At 70.1% G+C, this 18,854-nt stretch carries 14 protein-coding genes; 1 reads left to right on the top strand and 13 read right to left on the bottom strand.

Annotation, left to right across the window (positions count from 1 at the left end; all coding sequences use genetic code 11):
• Window positions 1–5 precede the first annotated feature (5 nt).
• From pafA to dop, 13 genes are all read right to left on the bottom strand, one after another.
• Window positions 6–1,364, bottom strand: a complete 1,359-nt coding sequence (gene pafA, locus ACVBEQ_RS24040; RefSeq protein WP_447155925.1) for a Pup--protein ligase — start codon at window positions 1,362–1,364, stop codon at window positions 6–8.
• 67 nt (window positions 1,365–1,431) lie between these two features.
• Window positions 1,432–2,595, bottom strand: coding sequence for a hemolysin family protein (locus ACVBEQ_RS24035; RefSeq protein WP_447155924.1), 1,164 nt, complete (start codon window positions 2,593–2,595; stop codon window positions 1,432–1,434).
• Window positions 2,592–4,049 carry a hemolysin family protein gene (locus tag ACVBEQ_RS24030; RefSeq protein ID WP_447155923.1) on the bottom strand — a complete coding sequence of 486 codons (1,458 nt, stop codon included), beginning with the start codon at window positions 4,047–4,049 and terminating at the stop codon, window positions 2,592–2,594. The genes ACVBEQ_RS24035 and ACVBEQ_RS24030 overlap by 4 nt, the downstream gene beginning before the upstream one ends.
• A gap of 114 nt (window positions 4,050–4,163) precedes the next feature.
• Entirely contained in the window at window positions 4,164–6,848 is a 2,685-nt protein-coding gene (locus ACVBEQ_RS24025) for a CHAT domain-containing protein (RefSeq protein WP_447155922.1), read from the bottom strand.
• 54 nt (window positions 6,849–6,902) lie between these two features.
• Window positions 6,903–9,506, bottom strand: a complete 2,604-nt coding sequence (locus ACVBEQ_RS24020) for a CHAT domain-containing protein (RefSeq protein WP_447155921.1) — start codon at window positions 9,504–9,506, stop codon at window positions 6,903–6,905.
• Between the two features lie 57 nt (window positions 9,507–9,563).
• A complete protein-coding gene (locus ACVBEQ_RS24015; protein ID WP_447155920.1) occupies window positions 9,564–11,240 on the bottom strand; it encodes a S8 family serine peptidase in 1,677 nt (558 codons plus the stop codon).
• The gene (locus ACVBEQ_RS24010) at window positions 11,237–12,751 is read right to left on the bottom strand and encodes a S8 family serine peptidase (protein WP_447155919.1); all 1,515 of its coding nucleotides are present in this window, start codon (window positions 12,749–12,751) and stop codon (window positions 11,237–11,239) included. Before ACVBEQ_RS24010 ends, ACVBEQ_RS24015 begins: the two co-directional genes overlap by 4 nt.
• A gap of 19 nt (window positions 12,752–12,770) precedes the next feature.
• Window positions 12,771–13,346: a carboxypeptidase regulatory-like domain-containing protein gene (locus ACVBEQ_RS24005; protein WP_447155918.1), complete on the bottom strand. Its 576-nt coding sequence runs from the start codon at window positions 13,344–13,346 to the stop codon at window positions 12,771–12,773.
• Window positions 13,343–14,113 (bottom strand): RNA polymerase sigma factor, encoded by a 771-nt coding sequence (locus ACVBEQ_RS24000; protein ID WP_447155917.1) that lies wholly within the window; start codon window positions 14,111–14,113, stop codon window positions 13,343–13,345. Before ACVBEQ_RS24000 ends, ACVBEQ_RS24005 begins: the two co-directional genes overlap by 4 nt.
• A gap of 300 nt (window positions 14,114–14,413) precedes the next feature.
• The gene (gene prcA, locus ACVBEQ_RS23995) at window positions 14,414–15,247 is read right to left on the bottom strand and encodes a proteasome subunit alpha (protein WP_447155916.1); all 834 of its coding nucleotides are present in this window, start codon (window positions 15,245–15,247) and stop codon (window positions 14,414–14,416) included.
• 118 nt (window positions 15,248–15,365) lie between these two features.
• Window positions 15,366–16,169 carry a proteasome subunit beta gene (gene prcB, locus ACVBEQ_RS23990; protein ID WP_447155944.1) on the bottom strand — a complete coding sequence of 268 codons (804 nt, stop codon included), beginning with the start codon at window positions 16,167–16,169 and terminating at the stop codon, window positions 15,366–15,368.
• Between the two features lie 53 nt (window positions 16,170–16,222).
• Entirely contained in the window at window positions 16,223–16,417 is a 195-nt protein-coding gene (locus tag ACVBEQ_RS23985; protein ID WP_447155915.1) for a ubiquitin-like protein Pup, read from the bottom strand.
• Window positions 16,418–16,531: 114 nt separating this feature from the next.
• Window positions 16,532–18,037, bottom strand: a complete 1,506-nt coding sequence (gene dop / locus ACVBEQ_RS23980; protein WP_447155943.1) for a depupylase/deamidase Dop — start codon at window positions 18,035–18,037, stop codon at window positions 16,532–16,534.
• Between the two features lie 38 nt (window positions 18,038–18,075).
• On the opposite strand from dop, the gene ACVBEQ_RS23975 reads away from it, so the two are divergent.
• A partial coding sequence (locus tag ACVBEQ_RS23975) for an FUSC family protein (RefSeq protein ID WP_447155914.1) occupies window positions 18,076–18,854 on the top strand: 779 nt, incomplete at its 3' end.

Raw genomic sequence — 18,854 nt, 5'->3', positions numbered from 1 at the left:
GATCGCTACATCGCCTCGATCAGCTTGGTGACCCGGTCGTCCTCGGCCCGGAACGGATCCTTCAGCAGCACGGTGCGCTGCGCCTGGTCGTTGAGCTTGAGATGGACCCAGTCGACGGTGTAATCGCGGCCGGCGTCCTGCGCGGCGGCGACGAACTCGCCGCGCAACCGGGCGCGGGTGGTCTGCGGCGGCACGGTGGTGGCCTCGATGACCTGCTCGTCGGTGACCACCCGGGCCGCCCGCCCCTTCGCGGCCAGCAGCGAGTGCAGGCCGCGGCCGACCCGGACGTCGTGGTAGGTGAGGTCGAGCTGGGCGATCCGCGGGTGGGTGAGGTCGAGGCCGTTCTTGGCCGCGTACGAGTCGATCAGCCGCTTCTTGATCACCCAGTCGATCTCGGTGTCCACCGCGGAGAAGTCCTGCGACTCGACCGCCAGCAGGGTGCGCTTCCAGAGGTCCAGGACCCGCTCGGTGACCGGGTCGTTGCCGCGCTTCTCGACGAACTCGGCGGCCCGCTCGTAGTACTCGGTCTGCGCCTCCAGCGCCGAGATGTCGCCGCCACCGGCCAGCCGCACCGGCTTGCGGCCGGTGGTGTCGTGCGAGATCTCCCGGATGGCGCGGATCGGGTTCTCGAAGGTGAAGTCCCGCAGGGTGACGCCGGCCTCGATCATCTCCAGCACCAGCGCGGCGCTGCCCACCTTGAGCAGGGTGGTGGTCTCGCACATGTTGGAATCCCCGACGATCACGTGCAGCCGCCGGTAGCGTTCGGCGTCCGCGTGCGGCTCGTCCCGGGTGTTGATGATCGGCCTGGACCGAGTGGTCGCGCTGGACACGCCCTCCCAGATGTGGTCGGCCCGCTGCGAGAGGCAGTAGGACGCCCCGCGCGGGGACTGCAGGACCTTGCCGGCCCCGGCGATCAACTGGCGGGTGACCAGGAACGGGATCAGCCCGTCGGCGATCTTGGCGAACTCGCCGCCCCTGGCGATGAGGAAGTTCTCGTGGCAGCCGTAGGAGTTGCCGGCCGAGTCGGTGTTGTTCTTGAACAGGTAGATGTCGCCGCCGATGCCCTCCTCGGCGAGCCGGGCCTCGGCGTCGACGACCAGGTCCTGCAGGATCCGCTCCCCCGCCTTGTCGTGGGCGATCAACGTGGGCAGGTCGTCGCACTCGGCGGTGGCGTACTCGGGGTGTGATCCGACGTCGAGGTAGAGCCGCGACCCGTTACGCAGGAAGACGTTCGACGACCGGCCCCAGGAGACGACGCGGCGGAACAGGTACCTGGCCACCTCGTCCGGGCTCAGCCGGCGCTGACCGTGAAAAGTACAGGTGATCCCGAACTCGGTTTCGATCCCCATGATCCGCCGCTGCATGCGCCGAGACTATGCCCACCGCCGGGCAACACCCTGGGCGACGCGGCTTCCCGGGCGTGGCTGCGGGTCAGACGGCCGCGTTCCCGGGAGCCGGGCGAGCGGCCTCCGGGAATCGCCGGGTCGCGTCCCTGACCTCCCCGATGAGCGCCTCGATGACGTCCTCGAGCATCACGACTCCGCGCACCGGGGCAGCCGGGGTCGGCTCGGCCACGGTGTTCGTCGAGGTTCCAGGGCCCTGCGGCACGGTTTCGGCGCCGTTGCCGCCGGCACCGTCCGTCGCGACGGCGACCTCGGCCAGGTGCGCGCCGATCCGCCGCATCCGGTCCAGCGCCGTCCGCAGGTCGACGTCCGGGACGACGGACGGCAGGGCCCTGATCCGGTCAGCGGGGACCGGCTCGTTCCGCCGCTCGGCGGGGATGTCGACGACGTCGCGGATGTGCAGGTAGCCCGAGAAACGGCCGTCCGCGCCGAGAATCGGGAAACGGGAGAAACCCGTCCTGGCACAGATCCGCTCGACCTCGGCGGCGGTGACGCCCGGCTGCACGGACACCACTTCGGAGTCCGGGACCATCACCGAGGTGACCGTCGCGGTGTCGAAATCGAGCGCAGAGGTGATGAGCTGGTGTTCCTCGTCGTCGAGCAGCCCTTCCCGCCGCGACTCCGCGACGAGTTCGGCCACCTCTTCCCTGGTAAAGGCGGAAGCGACCTCGTCCTTGGGTTCCCTGCCGGTCAACCGCACGACCGCATTGGCGAGCCGGTTGAGAGTCCTGATGATCGGGCCGATCGCCTTGGCAACCGCCCGCAGCGGCGGCGCCAGCATCAGCGCCGTCTGTTCGGGGCCGGCGATGGCGATGTTCTTCGGCACCATCTCGCCCAGCGCGACGTGCGCGGACACCACCAGGGTCAGCGCCACCACCAGGGACACCGGGTGCAGCCATGATTCGGGGACGCCGAGCGAGGCGAAAACGGGTTCCAGCAGGGCCGCGACGGCGGGCTCCCCGAGCGCGCCGAGCAACACGCCACAGAGCGTGATGCCGAGCTGCGCGCAGGCCATCATCAGCGAGACCTGTTCCATCGCCTTGAGTGTCGACCGCGCCCTGGCACTCGTGACGGCCATCGGTTCGATGATCGTCCGGCGGGCGGCGATCAACGCGAATTCCGCGGCGACGAAGAAGGCGCTCGCTCCGAGCAGGATCACGACGAGACCGAGCAGCAGCCAGTTGGCGGTCATCGGCGTTCCCCGCCGTTCCCGGGCTCCCCGTCGAGGTCGCCGCTGTCAACGCTGACCGCGGACATCACGACGGTCTCGATCCGTCGGCGGGCCAGCCGGTGCACGGTCAGCCGCACCGTCACGGCGCGCGGCAGGTCGTCGGTGGTTTCCGGTTCGATGCGCCGGTCGTCGGACGTGCCGATCCGGCCGTCCGGGACGCCCAGCATCGCGGACGCGTCCATGGTGGCCGACACCTCGACCGAGTCGGTGTCCTCAGCCATCCGGCCCAGCCTGGCCAGCACCAGCCCCGCCACCGTCTCGTATGCGCCCGAATCAGGCAGGCGCACACCGCTGAACTCGACAATCTCGTCGGGACGGAGGGTCCCGGGCAGCAGCCAGGTGTCGTCGGAACGGCGCTCCGCCCGGCTGTCGGCGGGGTCGTGCTCGTCCTTGATGTCGCCGACGAGTTCCTCGACAACGTCCTCGAGGGTGAGAATCCCGGCGGTGCCGCCGTACTCGTCGGCCACCACGGCCATCTGGAACCCGCGGGCCCGCAGCTGATCGAGCAGGTCGTCCAGCGGGAGCGAACCGGGCACCACCGGCACCGGGACCATCAGGTGATCGACCGTCACCCCGGCCCGCTCGTCGGGCGGGATCGCGACGGCCCGCTTGAGGTGCACGAGCCCGATGACGTCATCGGTGTCCTCGCCCGTCACCGGGAAGCGTGCGTGCCCGGTCTCCACGGCGGCGACCAGGACGGCGTCCGCGGTATCGGTGGACTTGACGAATCGGACCCGCACCCTGGGGGTGAGTACGTCGTCGGCGGTCTTGCCGCCGAAGGAGATCGACCGCGCCAGCAGCCCGGCGGTCGGCTGTTCCAGCGTGCCCTGGGCGGCGGACCGGCGAACCAGCGAATCGAGTTCGACCGCCGACCGGGCGGACCGCAACTCCTCCTGGGGTTCGACACCGATCAGCCGGAGCACGCCGTTGGCGGTGCCGTTCAGCACGAAGATCAACGGCTTGAACAGCATCGTGGAGAGCCGCATCGGGTTGATGACCGTCTTGGCGGTCTCCAGCGGCTCGGCGATGGCGATGTTCTTGGGCACCAGTTCGCCGAACACCATGGAGAGCACGGTGGCGACGACCAGCCCGAGGATCAAACCCACGGAGTTCGCGGCGGTGCTCGACAGGCCGATGGCCTCCAGCGGCCCCGCGACCAGAGAGGCCAGCGAGGGCTGCATGACGAAACCGAGCGCGAGCGTGGTGACGGTGATGCCGACCTGCGCCCCGGAGAGCTGGGTGGACAGCGACCGCAGGCCGGTCAGCAGCGATCTCGCGCGGCTGTCACCGTCCGCAGCCTGTTTGGCGACCGTCGCGCGGTCCACCGTGACAAGGCTGAATTCGGCGGCGACGTAGAGCGCCGTGCCGACGATCAACAGCAGGCCGACACCGAGCAGGATCCACTCCGTGATCAAAGCTTCAAACTCCAGAGGGGAATGTGTGCTGGTTCGGCGTGGTCAGCGTTGACGGTAGTCGATGACGTCGTCGGTGCGGTACGTGCACGTCGCGCTGACCCGGTCAGTCGGGGTTTACAGACCTACCCCGAAACAGCTGAACGGCGCCGGATCGGACCCTGGGCCGCCCAGTCCGGCGATCGCGTCGGCGAGGGCGATCGCCGGTGGTTTTCCGCCGCTCAGCCGCTGGTGGTAGGCGACCATGACGGCCTCGGCGATTTCGTCCGAGATCCTGCTCGTTCCCGCCAGCACCGTCCGCACCCCGCTGCGCAGCAGCGCGGCCACCAAACCCAGCGGTTCACTTCCGGGTCGGTCGTCGGTGCGGCCGACATCACAGCTCGAGAGCACCACCTGACTGGGCAGGGCCGGATTCGGTGCGACGTCGTAGCCGTACAGCAAGCCGTCGGCGAGCAGCACGCCGGAGAACAGCGGGTTGTCGGGCTGGTGCTGGCCGTGCGCAGCGATGTGCAGCAGTCCGCCGGCCGGCATCGCGTCCAGAACGGCGCCGCCGGTCGCCTCGCTCCCGGTCAGCACGGCGGTGGGCAGCCGGCCGGCATGCACCCCGGCAACCCGCTCGGCCTCCCTGGTGCCGTGCGGAACATCCGGGCCGGCCACCGTCAGGACCCCGGCGCCCTGATTCTTCGGTGCGCTCATCCCGGCGACCGCGGCCGTGACCGACGGGCTCACCGAGACGGCCCGACCGGTCAGCCCGGGCAGCAGCGCCCACGGCACGATCGCGGCCGACCCGGCGGCGGCGATGATCACCGGGCCGGCGTCGGCGTACTTCTCCAGCGGCGCCACGATGGCGGCGGCGACCCGGTCGAGACCCGCCCGCAGCGACCCGGTGGCGACCCGCCGCAGCGGGCCGGCGACGCGATGGTCGGCGAGCACATTGAGATCACCGATGATGCGCTGCAGCAGCCGCTGCAACCCGAAATCCGGTTCAATCGGCCGGTAGTGCGCACTGCCGGCGGTGATCACCAGGGCATGGAACCGGCCACCACCGCGGAACGGTGCGACAACGCTGACCCCCGCCCCCTCGGCGGCCAGCGCGCGCTGCACGGCGGCGAGCGAGAGCGGCGCTCTGACGGTTCCGGACCCGCCGGCGATCCAGGAACGTGACCGCACCCTGCGGCGCAACCGGCTCACCTGGTCCTCGAGCTGCGGATCCGCCGAACCGGCGAGCAGGGCCGATCGCGCCCGGTAGCTGATGGTGCGGAGCAGGCTCAGTTCCTCGGCGAGGATGCCGTCCGCAGGTGGCCGGACGGCTGCCAGCCGGGTGCTGGCGGCCCGCGAACGCTCCAGCCACTGCAGGATCGCGGCCGGCGAACGGGTCTGTAGCGCCGTGTGCAGCCCGAGGACAGTCAGGTCGCGGCCGTGCACCGCGGAGGCCGCCTGAAGGTCCTGCGAGCCGAAAGTCGCCTGGTAGCGCGCCAACTCGTCGAGCCCGCGACGGATCTGCCCGAACGCCGCGGATCGCCTGCCGGCCGCCAGTTCGAGCCGCGCGGCGACCACCCTGGTCTGCAGATCGGTGGCGATGGTCGTCAGCTGGCCGGCGCCACCCGCCGGCCTGCCTCCGAGTTGGGCCGCGGTATCCGCGGCGGCTCTCGCTCCGGCGGGGTCCCCGGCTTCCAGCAGGGCCTGCGCCTGCAGCAGCCGGACCGTTCTTGAGTCCTCGCGCAGTCCGGCCGCCGCCAGGTCTGTCGCCAGCTGTTCCGCCCTACCTGCGTCGCTCGTCGCGAGCCGCCGCGGTGCCGGGCGGAGCGCTCCGCGGACCATGGCCTCGGCGCGTGCCTCCAGCACCCTGGCCGCGAGCACTCCGCGCTGGTGACGCGCGGCGGTGTACCGGCGGATCGCCCGTCTGGCGGCCGTCCGGGCGCTGTCGGGTTGCCGGGCGATGATGTCGATCTCGGCCCTGACGAGCAGGACGTCCGCGAGGTCCACGGTCGACCGCTCGGCCGCGTAGATGCGTTGCGCCCGGTCGGCGAACTCCCGCGCCTCCGACAGCAGGCCCGCGGCCAGCAGCAGCCTGGCCCGGTCGAGATAACGGATGGCTGCTCGCACCTCGGGTGCGATCTCGTCGGCAAGGGCCATCTCGTGCAGCGCGCCCGGCAGGTCGCCGGTCACCCAGCGGACGAGCCCCAGATTGTGCGTGGCGATGGCGGTTCCGGCGGGCGAACCGAGAACTCGCGAGTACTCACCGGCGAGGGCGGTGTCCGCCTCCGCCTGCGCCAGCCGCGCCTCACTGAGGTGCAACATCCCCCGCCAGAGCAGCGCCCGGATCAGGTGCGCGCCGGGCCGTCCCTCGGACAGCCGCTGCACGGCGGCGTCCAGTTCCTCGAGTGACCGGTCGAGCCGACCGGTCCTGGCGTACAGCACGCCGCGGGAAGACCGGACGATCGGCAGCACGGACGGCGCGTGGGTCAGCGCTTCATCCAGCAGTGCCGCGGCCTGATCGGTCCGGCCGAGTTCGACCCGGGCGTCGGCCATCGTGATGAGGATCCGGGCGTGCAGCTGCGCCGCCCTCTCTCGCGCCGCCTTGTCGTGCGCCGCGGGATCGGTGACAACGGGCTGGGTGAGCAGTTCCGACAGTGCCCGGGTGGCCATGCGCAGGCCCGTTGCGGGGTGGCCGGAGTCGACCCTGGCCCTGGCCTGCGCCCACCGGGCGGCGGGTGACATCGGGGCGCGTGACAGCGCGGCGGGTGCCATGGTCGTCGCTGGTCCAAGCGGCGACGATGCCGCGCCCGCTTTCTGGGTCACCCGGTCAGCATCCTCGCCTCATGGGTATTCGGCCCGGTGCCGTCAGCCGCGCGGTCAGAGACCGGCGCCGAAGCAACTGAACGGGGCGGGCAGTCCCGTTGCCGCCGTCGAGGCCGCGACCGCCGCGGCCAGCGCCTCGGCGGGCGGCTCACCGTCGAGCAGGCGCTGGTGGTAGGCCAGCATCGTGGATTCGGCGACGGCGTCGGCGACCCGGCTGGTCCCGGTGATGACGGTCGGCACCCCGCTGCGGACCAGTGCGGCCACCAGCCCCAGCGGCTCGCCGCCGGGCCGGTCGTCGGTCTGCCCGACGTCACAGCTGGACAGCACGACATGGCCGGGCAGCGTCGGGTTGGGGGCGAGGTCGTAGCCGAAGAGCAGCCCGTCGGCCAGCTTGACGCCGGAGAAGAGCGGATTTCCTGCCTCGTGGTGCCCGTGCGCGGCCACGTGCAAGAGCCCGCCGGCGGGGATCGCGTCCAGCACCGCCCGACCGGTTGCCTGCTCGCCGGTCAGCATCGTGGACCCCGGGTGCAGCGCGGCGATCCCGGACGCCTCCTTGTCCCCATTCGTGACGTCCGGTCCGGCCACCACCAACACGCCGCGCCGGACCGGGTCACGGACCGGCTGGTTCAGCCCGGCGATGGCCCTGGTCACCGATGACGACACCGCAACGGCCCGGCCTTCCAGGGCCGGCAACAGCAACCACGGCACGGTGGCCAACGGGCCTATGGCGGCGACGAGAACTGGCCCGGTCGAAGCGATCTCGAGCACGGGGGCGAAGGCATCGGAGAGCCGGCCGAGTGATGCGTCGAGCGAACTGCGGGCGACGGCTTTCAGCCGCTCGGGAATGCGATCGTCGGCGAGCAGGTCGAGGTCGCCCTGCAGCCGGTGCCGGTGCGACTCGACTGCCTCCCGGTCGGCGAGCACCAGATGCGCAGCGCGATCTCTGGTGATCACCAGCGAGTGGATCTCGCCGCGCACGACGAACAACGCGACGACCGCGGCATCGGGGCGCCGCTCGGCGAGGCTGCGCCGGACGCCCGTCAGGGTGGGCGGTCGGTGGACCCGGCCGGTGCCGGACACGGTCCACGATCGGGCTCTGACCTTGCGCCGCAGTTCGGCGACCTTTCGTTCGGCGAGCGGGTCGCGTCGGCCGGCGAGCAATGCCGCCCTCGCCTGCTCGTCGGCCATCCTGAGTGCGCCGAGCTCCTCGGCGAGCACCGGATCGGCCGGTGGGCGGACGACCGGCAGACGGGTGGTCACGGCCCTGGCCCGCTCGAGCCATTGCAGGATGGCGGCGGGTGAGCCGCTGTCCGTCGCGGTACGCAGCCCGAGCCGGGCCAGTTCGCGGCCGTGCACCGCCGCCGCGGACTGCAGGTCCTGGGAGCCAAAACGGGCCTGGAAGTCCGCGAGATCGTCGAGGCCGCGACGGATCCGGCTCAGCGCGCCCGCCCGCCGACCGGTGGCCAGCTCGATCCGTCCCTCGACCAACCGGGTGTGCAGTCGAATTGCCAACCGGGGACGCACCTTCGGCCCGTCGTGCCGCGTCGCCGATGCCGCCAGCGCCTCCGCCGCACCTGCCGGATCGGCGGCATCCAGCAGCGCTTCCGCCTGCAGGAGTCTGGCCTCTCTGGCGTCGTCGGGGAGGTCAGCTGCGAGTAGTCGATCCGCCAGTTCCGCCGCGCCTGCGGCGTCGCGACGGGCGGCCGCCGCCGCCGGCTTTCCGCGGCGATTCAACGCACCCGCGCGCCGCTCCAGCAGTTCGATGACCAGCGCAGCCCTTTCGTTCGACCGCGCTGTGGCGATCTTCGCCGCGCGGCGGGCATGGGCTCTGGCCGCGTGTGGATCCCCGATGAGGAGGTCGAGTTCTGCCCGGACCTGCAGTGCTTCCACCAGGTCGGTTGTCGCACGGTTGGCCGCAAACGAGGCGATCGCCTGGTCGATGAACTCCCCCGCCTCGACGCGCAACCCGGCGGACAGCAGGACCCGCGCCCGGTCCATTGCCGGCACGCCGGTGGCACCGGTGGGCAGGACCTCGCGCGCAGCAGTCATGGTCTCGAGAGACCCGGGCAGGTTTCCGGCGAGGAAGTCGACGTAGCCGAGATTGTGCGTAGCCATGAAGACGATGACGTCACTGCCCGATCGTCGGGCTGCCGCAGCGGCGGCCTCGGTATCGGCGTGAGCCTGCCTGAGCCGACCCTCGGACATGTGCATCACGCCCCGGTTCAACAGCGTGATGGCCAGCGCCTCCTGACCGTCCGCTGTCTGGTCGGACCGCAGACCTGCGATGGCCTGGTCGAAATGTTTGACCGCCTCCGCAGGATGAGTGGCTTTGAGAAACTCCCCGCGATTGGCCTCGACTCGCGGCTGACTCGCCGGATCGACCGATTCCGCCCGATCGAGCAGGTCCGCCGCTGCGTCGATGTCGCCGACCTGCCAGCGCTGATAAGCCAGGGTCAGGAGAATTCTTGCGTGCAAGGTCACTTCGTCGGGGCACTCCCGCAGCAACCGGCTCAGCGCGCGAGTGCCCCAGCGCAGAGCTACGAGCGGACGCCCGCGGTCACTTTCGGCGACCGCCCGCGTCCACAGCGCCCGGACGTCAGCTGCGGCCTCACCGGAGCCACGCCCGGCCGGCCGGGCTGATGGCTGCTCGGGATCCACCCTTCCAGCATCACAGGTCTTCGTACGGCAGGCGACCGGCGCTCTACCGCCGCCTGCTCACTCTGCGGGCCCGGGTCGGCCCAATCCGAGCAAGGGTTGGCGTGCCTTCACCGACCTCGGCACCGGCTCTCCTGCCAGACGCGCGAGGTACCGGCCAGCCAGTACAGGAGCCGCGAAACTAGTGCCGCTCCACGTGGAGAAGCCGGCAACGAAAGAGTCAGGGTCGACCGTGCCACGTCGGGCATCCTTGATCCCGATGAAGGAGGTGTCCGAGGTCCACGCACCCTGCGCCAGGACCGGCGCGGTCGAGACCAAGTTCGCTCCCGGCGCTTCTGCGTTGACCCATTCGCCGTCATTGGAGAACAGGGCGACAGTTGAATCCGGGTTCAGCGCTGCGACGCTCGCCATTGCCAGGTGAGCACCGTCCGCGAACGCAGGATCTTCACAGAATGCCGCCGGGTAGCTTCTGCGCTGCGTCGAATCGTTGCCAGCCGCACAGAACACGGCGACCTCCATGGCGGACAGCGCGAGGATCAACAGCCGCAGTCCCGCGGTGTACGCCTTGTCGTCAGCGGTTTCCGAGTAGTAACCCAGTGACAGCACAATGGCATCGAATTCTGCCTGACGGGTGAGCTGTGCGACGCCGAGCCCCGTCAGCGCTCTGGTCAGCGTCAGTTCCGGCACGACCCCGTCGCTGTCCATGATCCGGATGGCGGTGATATCAGCGTCCGCGCACGCCTGCCGTAGGAGACCTGCGATGAACGTCCCATGACCCGAATGACTGTCCAGCAAACCGCTCATCGGATCGGAGACCGCTCCGGAACCCTCAGGATCGCTTCGCTGCGCATCCGGGTCGCCTGGATCACGACCCACCCACTGAGGCGAGCCTTCCACGTCGATCTGCAGACCCGCAGTCACCGCCTGCGCGTCGAACCACGGGTGCCGACCGACTCCCGTGTCCGCGACGACGACGTGGGGCCGTTGGTTCTCCGGCGACCGCAGCGGCGGCGGCATCACCACGGCAACGGGTCCGCGGCCGCCGGATCCGGCGGCCGCATAACTGGCCACACCGCTCGCCATGCCTTTGGAGAACGGATTCCCGAAGATGTTCGCCATTCCCTTCGAGAACGGACTCCCGAAGATGCCAGCCATTCCCTTCGAGAACGGGCTGCCATTGATATCGGCCGCCGCGGACATCAGGTGATTCAGTCCGATTGCCTCGCTCAGTCGGACGGCCTCTGGGTCCGCCCCGTCGCCCGACGCGGCTTGCCGGATGTTCTGGAGCAACGGCCAGACATCGACCGCTGGGGCAGGCCCGTCGGTGTTCGGCTCGAACCGCACCGCAAAGACAAGCGGCAGACGGCTTTCCGCTGCCTGCCTGAGCAGTCGAGCGAACTCATCATGGTCCGGGTCGTCATTGTCGTCGAACGGATCTTCCTGAATTCTTCGAACCGCGGACCGGTTCTGATTCGCTACCGAATCCAACGCCGTCAGCAGCGACCGCGCATTCTCGACGGTGTCGGCGGTGACCAGCAGCGTGTCGCCGACATAGACCGTCGGCGACGGCGCCTCGCCATTCGTCAGCCGCACCGCGGTGGTGGGATCGAGCACTCTGGCGTCGAACCGCACCAACGGGTCGTCCAGCACGTACGGCCGTTGGTTGCGCCGGTCGTCATCGGTGCGATCATCGCCGGGAGTGCGGTCGGGGCGGTCGGGCTCGGTCGGCTGGTTCACGTGCGCCTCCGGGGCAGGGTCTCCTGCAGTTGATGGGATGGCCGTCCGACGGGCAGCAGCGCCCGCCGGTCAGTGTTGTGGGGCGGAAACCCCGCCCGTTGCAGCGATGTCAGGTACTGGCCGGCGAGAACAGGTGCTGCGAATGACGTGCCGCTCCACACCGCATAGCCTCGGAAGTCGTCCGGATCGAACGACGAGCGCACTGCTCCGCGCGGACCGCGAACCGAGATTGCTGCTCTAGCACCGCCTTCGACGGACATTGGTGCCGCCGAGACCAGGTTGGCGCCCACCGCCTCCGCTGTCACCCAGGGTCCGTCGTTCGAGAACGGCGCCACCGTTCCATCGGCGTTGAGCGCTGCGACAGAGACAACCGGCACGACCTCGTCGGCGGCGAAATCGGGATCGACGGCGAGCGCCGCGGGGTAGGACGGCCGGCGTGAGGCGTCGTTGCCGGCGGCTGCGAAGACGGCGACACCCCGGCGTCCGAGGGCCAGCAGGATGTCCTTCAACCCGGAGGTGTACTGGAGGTCCTCGCCGGTCTCGGCGTAGTAACCCAACGACAGCACGATGGCATCTGCCCATCCCGGCGACTCCGACTGCCGGCGAAGGAGCAACTCCAGCGCGCGGATCAGCTTGTGCTCCGGCACGATCCCGTTCGCCTGCATGACGGTCAGCGCGATGATGTCCGCGGCTGGACAGGCCTGCCGCAGTAGACCGGCGATGAAGGTGCCGTGCCCGGCGTGTGTCGGCAGGGCGCCGAGCAGCGGGTCAACCGCAGCGCGGTCCGATTCCCCGTTCGACACCTTTCCGGGAGCAAGGGTGATGTCCGGGCCGACGGAGCTGCCGTCGGCGAAGGTGATGGTCGTCGCGGCAGGCGCGGAGCGGAACCATGGATGGTCCCCGATACCGGTGTCCAGCACGACCACCCGGGGGCGACGTTCCGAGGACCTGGAGCCCGACGGGACGGGAGGCGGACCGACGGCCAGCGTGACCGGACCATGGCCGTTGCTGCCACTCAACCCGTACCCGTCCAGCCCGACCCGGCCGTGACCGACCGCAAAGGGATTGCCGCCGAGCTGCTCCGCCGAGGTCATCAGATGATTGAGGCCGACCGTGGTGGACAGGTCGGAACCCAGTCGGGACCGCAGTTCTTCGACGATCGACCACGGATCGGGCGTGCCAAAGGCTCCGGCCGCAGCAGGAACGATCCGCACCCCCGCTGCGAGAACATCGGAACGATTTCGTGCATCGGTCGGCTGGACGAACCAGGACGGCCCGTCCGGAGCGCAATCGTGGTCCGCCAAGACTTCACGCACTGCACTGGAAACGGTCGGCAGCGCCCGGGAATCGGCGGTGGAGACGATCAGGCCCTCGCGGTTGTACGCCGTCGGGCTCCACGCATTCGCCGACCGGTTGATGGCCTCGCTGCCGAGCACCCGACCACCGAAGACATCGAGCGCGGGGCTGACCCGGATGCCGCGACCACCGAGGAGGCCGCCGGGGTACGTCATGTTGTGTGGGTGGACGACGTCACAGATGGACAGCCGGCGTGACGACCGCCAGCGTCAGCGACGGGTCCGAGTCCGCCGTCGGGTGCAGCACGAGCTGTGCCGGACCGGTCGGGACGTCGTCGAAGACGAAGCGCCCCGACTCGTCGCACTCCGCGGTGAGGAGCGACTCCCCCACCCGCAGTTCGGCGTGCAGCCGGCCGCCCGGGGCCGCCCACCCGTCCAGCCGGATGGAGCCGTCGCGTTGCGGGTTGACCACCACCATCACGGTGAGGCTGTCGCTGGCGAACGTCACCCGGCGGGCGTGTTCGACCGACCGGGTGCCGGATGCGCCGGAGACGGACAGCTCCGAGTCGACCAGGGTGGCGAACTCCGCGTCCAGATCCTGCGTGCCGAGACCGAACAGCACAAGGTCGGGCAGCATCTCCGGCATCGGGTCGACTGAGTCGTAGATCGCCAGCAGGTCCGACAGGATCCGCAGATCCGCCCGGTCCATCGGCTCGCCGCCGACCATCAGATCGTCGTCCATCTCGAGCTGGAGGTCCGACCCGAAGCCGTCATCGGCAGAGTCGGCCGCGTTGCCTCTCATCGCCGTCATGTCCAGTCTCCCCCGTCGAGGCGGGAACGCAGCTTTGCCAAGCAGCGCCCGCGAGTTGGACCGATGGAACCCACCGGTATCCCGAGATCCACCGCGATGGCGGCGTAGTCGGGTCGTGGTGCAAAAGCAATGACAGCCAACAGCTTTCGGCAGCGCTCCGGCAGTTCGCCGACCAGCGCCCACAACCGCTGCTGCTGATCGGTCAGCACCGCCATCTGCTCGGCCGAAGGAGCGCGCGGCAGATCGTCGTCCGTCGGCTCCTCGTTCGACCGCTTGGCGCTGTTCGCCCGCTCCCGCCAGGCCAGCCGCCGCAGGCTCACGGTGAGCCAGCGGACGACGGCAAGTGGATCGCTCACGCTGTCCTTGCTGCGGACCAGCGAGAGGAACGTCTGCTGGACGACGTCTTCCGCCTCGGCGGCGGTGAGCCCGCACTGCCGGGCGGTGTGCCACAGCAAGGGGCTGACCAGTCGGACCAGCGTGTCGATCGCGCCGGGAACGCCCTGCCGGTACTCCTCGAAGGCGGTGCCGGCCCGGACGACCAGGTCGCCGACATCCTGACGACGGCGCAGGGCGGCGGTCTCGGCCGGCACGGGCTCGGTCGCGACGGGATCGGCGGCGATGGGATCGGCGGCGACGGGATCCTGAGATTCTGTCGATCTTGCTTCCGCCTCCCTGCCGGTGACGGCTGCGGTTCCGCCCGGGCGCTGGCCGTGCAACGGCTCGGCGCGCCCACCCCTCGGACCGGCAACGGTACTGCCCTGATTCACTGCGGCCACTCTGACGACCTCCCGCGCTTCTGCAGCCGGCAACCCACCACATCCGGGAAGACGCTCACGACACGGTGCGTACGGCGCACGTGTCCTCCCGGATGTGGTCGGTCGTCGAGGCGCTGCTGATGTGCAAACAGCAGCTAAAGGGTGGCACATAACGCCCGGAAACGACCCGCACCCCTCAGTCAGGTCTTTCCGCACACGCTGCAGGAGTGCGGGCGGGTGCGCCTGATACGGGATCGGCGAAGAAAATTCAGAAGAGTTCGGTGACCTGGGTCACCACGCCGTCAGGCGGTGCTACTTCGCGGTGTCCTCTTCCGCATCGCCGCCGGGAGCGTCGCTGAGGTGGCCGGCATCGTCGGGCGACCCGCCGGTCGGCTCGATCTCGAGTGCTGCGGCGTCGGCCGCCGCGACGGTGGGTGCCAGCAGTGCGGCAAGGGCGGCGCCCTGGATGCGGCGGAAGGTCCGGCCGGCCACGGTGCGGTCGAGCACGGCGACCTCGAGCTGCGCTGGAACCAGTTGCCGCGGCGCATTCTCGCCGGCGGTGCCCAGCGCGGCGACAGCAGCACCGAGCGCCGTGGTGAGGTCCCAGCCCGCCGTGAAGGAGGCCGTCAGCGCCGTGACAACGGGCTCGGTCGCGCCGCCCATCACCACGAAGCGACGTTCGTCGACGATGGACCCGTCATATGAGATCCGGTAGAGCTGGTCCGCGCCGACCGCTGTGCCGACCCCGCCGGCGCCTGCGCCTGCCACCTCGGCGACGCACAACTCCACCTCGAACGGCTTCTGGTGCTCGGAGAAGATCGACCCGACGGTCTGCGCGTAGGCGTTGGCGAGCCATCGCCCCGTCACGTCACGGCGGTCGTAGGAGAAGCCGCGAACATCGGCCAACCTAATGCCCGCCGTCCGCAGGTTCTCGAACTCGTTGTACCGGCCGACGGCCGCGAACCCGATCCGGTCGTAGATCTCGCTGACCTTGTGCAGCGTCGGCGAGTGGTTCTCGGCGACGAACAGCACGCCACCCGAGAAGGTGGTGACCACGACGCTGCGACCCCGGGCGATGCCCTTGCGGGCGTACTCCGAGCGGTCGCGCATGAACTGCTCGGGTGAGGCGTAGATCGGCATCGTCACGGCGGTCGGGCTCCTCGAGCGAACGGTTTCGGGTCGGGACGTGGTCCCGGGATCAGCTGTGGCGGGTCTCGGTCGGTGGTGCGCTCTGGTGGCCGTCAGTGCGGCCGGCCGGAACGGGCTAGCCGCCGGGCTTGAGCAGCCGCCCGGCGACGACGGCCTCGGAGATGGCTCCCACCTGCTCCTCGGTCCAGCGGACGGCACCGTCGGCGGTGACGGACACGACGACCGGGAAGATCCGCCGGGTGAGGTCGGGACCACCGGTGGCGCTGTCGTCGTCGGCCGCGTCGTACAGCGCCTCGACGGCCGCGCGGACGGCGGTGGCCAGATCGGCGCCCTGCTCGTACCGCTTCTTCAGCGCCGACCGGGCGAACATCGAGCCCGATCCGACGGCGTAGTAGTCGTGTTCCTCATACTTGCCGCCGGCGATGTCGTAGGAGAAGATCCGGCCCGGCCCGGGTGCGGCGGCGGGATCCGCCCCGAAAGCGGCGGCGTCCTCCAGGCCCGCGAAGAGCGGTACGACGGCCAGTCCCTGCATGGCCATGCCGAGATTCCCGCGGATCATCGTCGCCAGCCGATTGGCCTTGCCGTCGAGCGAGAGCCGGACGCCCTCGATCTTCTCGTAGTGCTCGAGTTCGAGCCGGAACAGCCGAACCATCTCCACCGCGACGCCCGCCGTGCCGGCGATGCCGATGGCGGAGTGCGAGTCGGCGATGAAGACCTTCTCGATGTCGCGCTGGGCGATGATGTTGCCCATCGTCGCCCGCCGGTCCCCCGCCATCACCACGCCGTCGGCGCAGGTCAGCGCGACGATGGTGGTCGCATGCGGTACGGCCGGGGCGGCCTGGGAGGTGCGGTTGCCCGGCAGCAGGTGCGGCTCGGCGACCGTCAGGAACTCGGTGAAGGACCCGTTGCCCGGACGCATGTACGCGGCGGGAACGGCCGACACCGGCCACTGACCGACGTGGGAGTCGCCCGTCACTGGCCGCCCTTCTGCACATAGGAACGCACGAAGTCCTCGGCGTTCGACTCGAGGACGTCGTCGATCTCGTCGAGGATGTCCTCGGTCTCGGCCGCGAGCTTCTCGCGCCGCTCCTGGCCGGCACCGCCCGCGTCGGCAGCGGCGTCGCCGTCGCCTCCGCCACCCTGTTTGCTGGTCTGTTCCTGGGCCATTTCGTTGTTCTCCGATCAACGGTCGCTGGTGCCGACTTTACCCACCCGCACCGACACCGCCCCGTTCAGCGCGCCAACACCTTTCGGCGCCCGCGATCACGGCGGCGCGCGGCGTCACTTGCGGGTCAACGCATCCACCAGCTCGGTGGCGTCCGCCGCGGCGTCCAACAGCGCTCCCACATGCGACTTGGTGCCCCTGGTCGGATCCATGGTCGGGATCCGGACGAGCGAGTCCCGGCCGATGTCGAAGATCACCGAGTCCCAGGACGCGGCGGCCAGCCGGTCGGCGTACTTCGCCACGCACCGGCCACGGAAATACGCCCTCGTGTCGTCCGGCGGCGCGGTCATCGCCTCGAGCACGGCCTCCTCCGTGACCAGCCGCTTCATCGAGCCGCGCGACACCAACCGGTTGTACAGGCCCTTGTCCATCCGGACGTCGGCGTACTGGAGGTCGATCAGCGCGAGCCGGTGGGCTCCCCAGGACAGCGCGTCGCGGCTTCGGTACCCCTCCAGCAGCCGGAGCTTCGCCGGCCAGTCCAGCTCCTCGGCGAGCTGCATCGGGTCCTCGGCCAGCCGGTCGAGCACGCTGATCCACCGGTCGAGCACGTCCGTCGTCATCGGGTCGACATCGGAGCCGTACTCGGCATCGACGTACTTTGCGGCGGCCTCGTGGTAGGCCCGCTGGACGTCGACACCGGTCAACCGTCGCCCGTCGGTGAGCGGCACGGTCGCCTTGAGCGTCGGGTCGTGGGAGATCTGGTGGACCGCCTGGACCGGGTGCGCGAGCTCGACCCCGGGCAGCGGCCAGCCGGACTCGATCATCGACAGCACGAGCGCGGCGGTGCCGAGCTTGAGGTAAGTGGCGATCTCCGCGAGGTTGGCGTCACCGATGATGACGTGCAGCCGCCGGTGCTTGTCGGCGTCGGCATGCGGCTCGTCCCGGGTGTTGATGATGCCGCGCTTGAGGGTGGTCTCGAGGCCGACCTCGACCTCGATGTAGTCCGAGCGCTGGGCCAGCTGGAACCCCTCCGTCTGACCCGACGGCCCGATGCCGACGCGGCCGGCGCCGGCGAACACCTGCCGGGAGGCGAAGAACGGGACGAGCCCGGCGATGATCGCCGGGAACGGGGTGTCCCGGCTGCAGAGGTAGTTCTCGTGCGTGCCGTACGAGGCGCCCTTGCCGTCGACGTTGTTCTTGTACATCTGGATGGGCTTGGACCCCGGCAGCGAGGCCGCCAGTCGGGCCGCTGCCTCCATGACCCGCTCGCCGGCCTTGTCGAACAGCACCCCGTCGAGCGGGTTGGTGACCTCCGGCGCGGAGAACTCGGGGTGCGCGTGATCCACATACAGCCGGGCGCCGTTGGACAGGATCACGTTGGCGGCGCCGATGTCGTCGACGTCGGGCTCCTGCGAGCCGAACAGCGCGGACAGGTCGTAGCCGCGGGCGTCCCGCAGCGGCGACTCCACTTCGTAGTCCCACCGCGGCCGCCTGGCGCGTGGGGCCGCCACCGATGCGGCGTACGCCAGCACCACCTGGGTCGACGAGATGACGGGGTTGACCCCCGGCTCGCCCGGCACGGAGATGCCGTATTCCACCTCGGTGCCCATGATGCGTCGCACAGTCATGGCATCGAATCTAGTGCGGCAGGATCAGTGTCATGAATCCCGCACCAGTGACGTCCGCAACCGTCACCGGCGAGGGCCGGTTCAAGCGGTGGCGCAGCGGCTGGCTGCGGTCGGTGACAGGTCGCCGCAGGTGGCGCGGCCGCCCGCTCAGCGAGTTGCTGTCCATCGACCGCGGCGTGCTGGTCCAGGCCTTCAAGATCGCTCTCTCCGCGGGCCTGTCCTGGGCGGTGGCCATCTGGTTGCTCAGCTCGCCGTCGCCCATCTGGGCGCCGATCACCGCCTCGCTGATCGCCCTGCTGACCGTTCGCGCATCGATCCGGGACGCGCTCGAGAAGGTCGTCGCGGTGCTGATCGGCATCCTGGTCGCCATCTGGCTCGGCAGCCTGATCGGCTTGCATGCCTGGTCGATCGCGGTGATCGTCGGGCTGGGCTTCCTGGTCGGCAAGGTACTGCGGCTCAACGGCGGAGCGGCCGCACAGATCCCGATCAACGGGCTCTTCGTGCTGGCTCTGGGCAGCGCGCAGGTCGAGCAGCGATTTCTGGACACGTTGATCGGCGCCGCGATCGCCGTGGCGGTGAACTTCGCCATCGTGCCGCCGAACTACGTCGGGGAGGCGACCCGGTCGGTGTCCTCGTTCGGGGACGGTCTGGTCGAGGTGCTGGGCACCATCGCGGGCGGCATCACCGGTCCGTGGACGTCGACCATGGCGGCGGATTGGCTGCGGACCGCGCGAGAGCAGAGCCGGTTCGCCAGCGCCGCTGACGGTGACGTCGACAAGGCCACGCAGTCGCTGCACCTGCACCCGGGGCG

The sequence above is a fragment of the Nakamurella sp. GG22 genome (genome assembly GCF_052976845.2).
The sequence above is the reverse complement of the archived record's forward strand: the minus strand, read 5'-3'. Positions and strand labels throughout refer to the sequence as shown.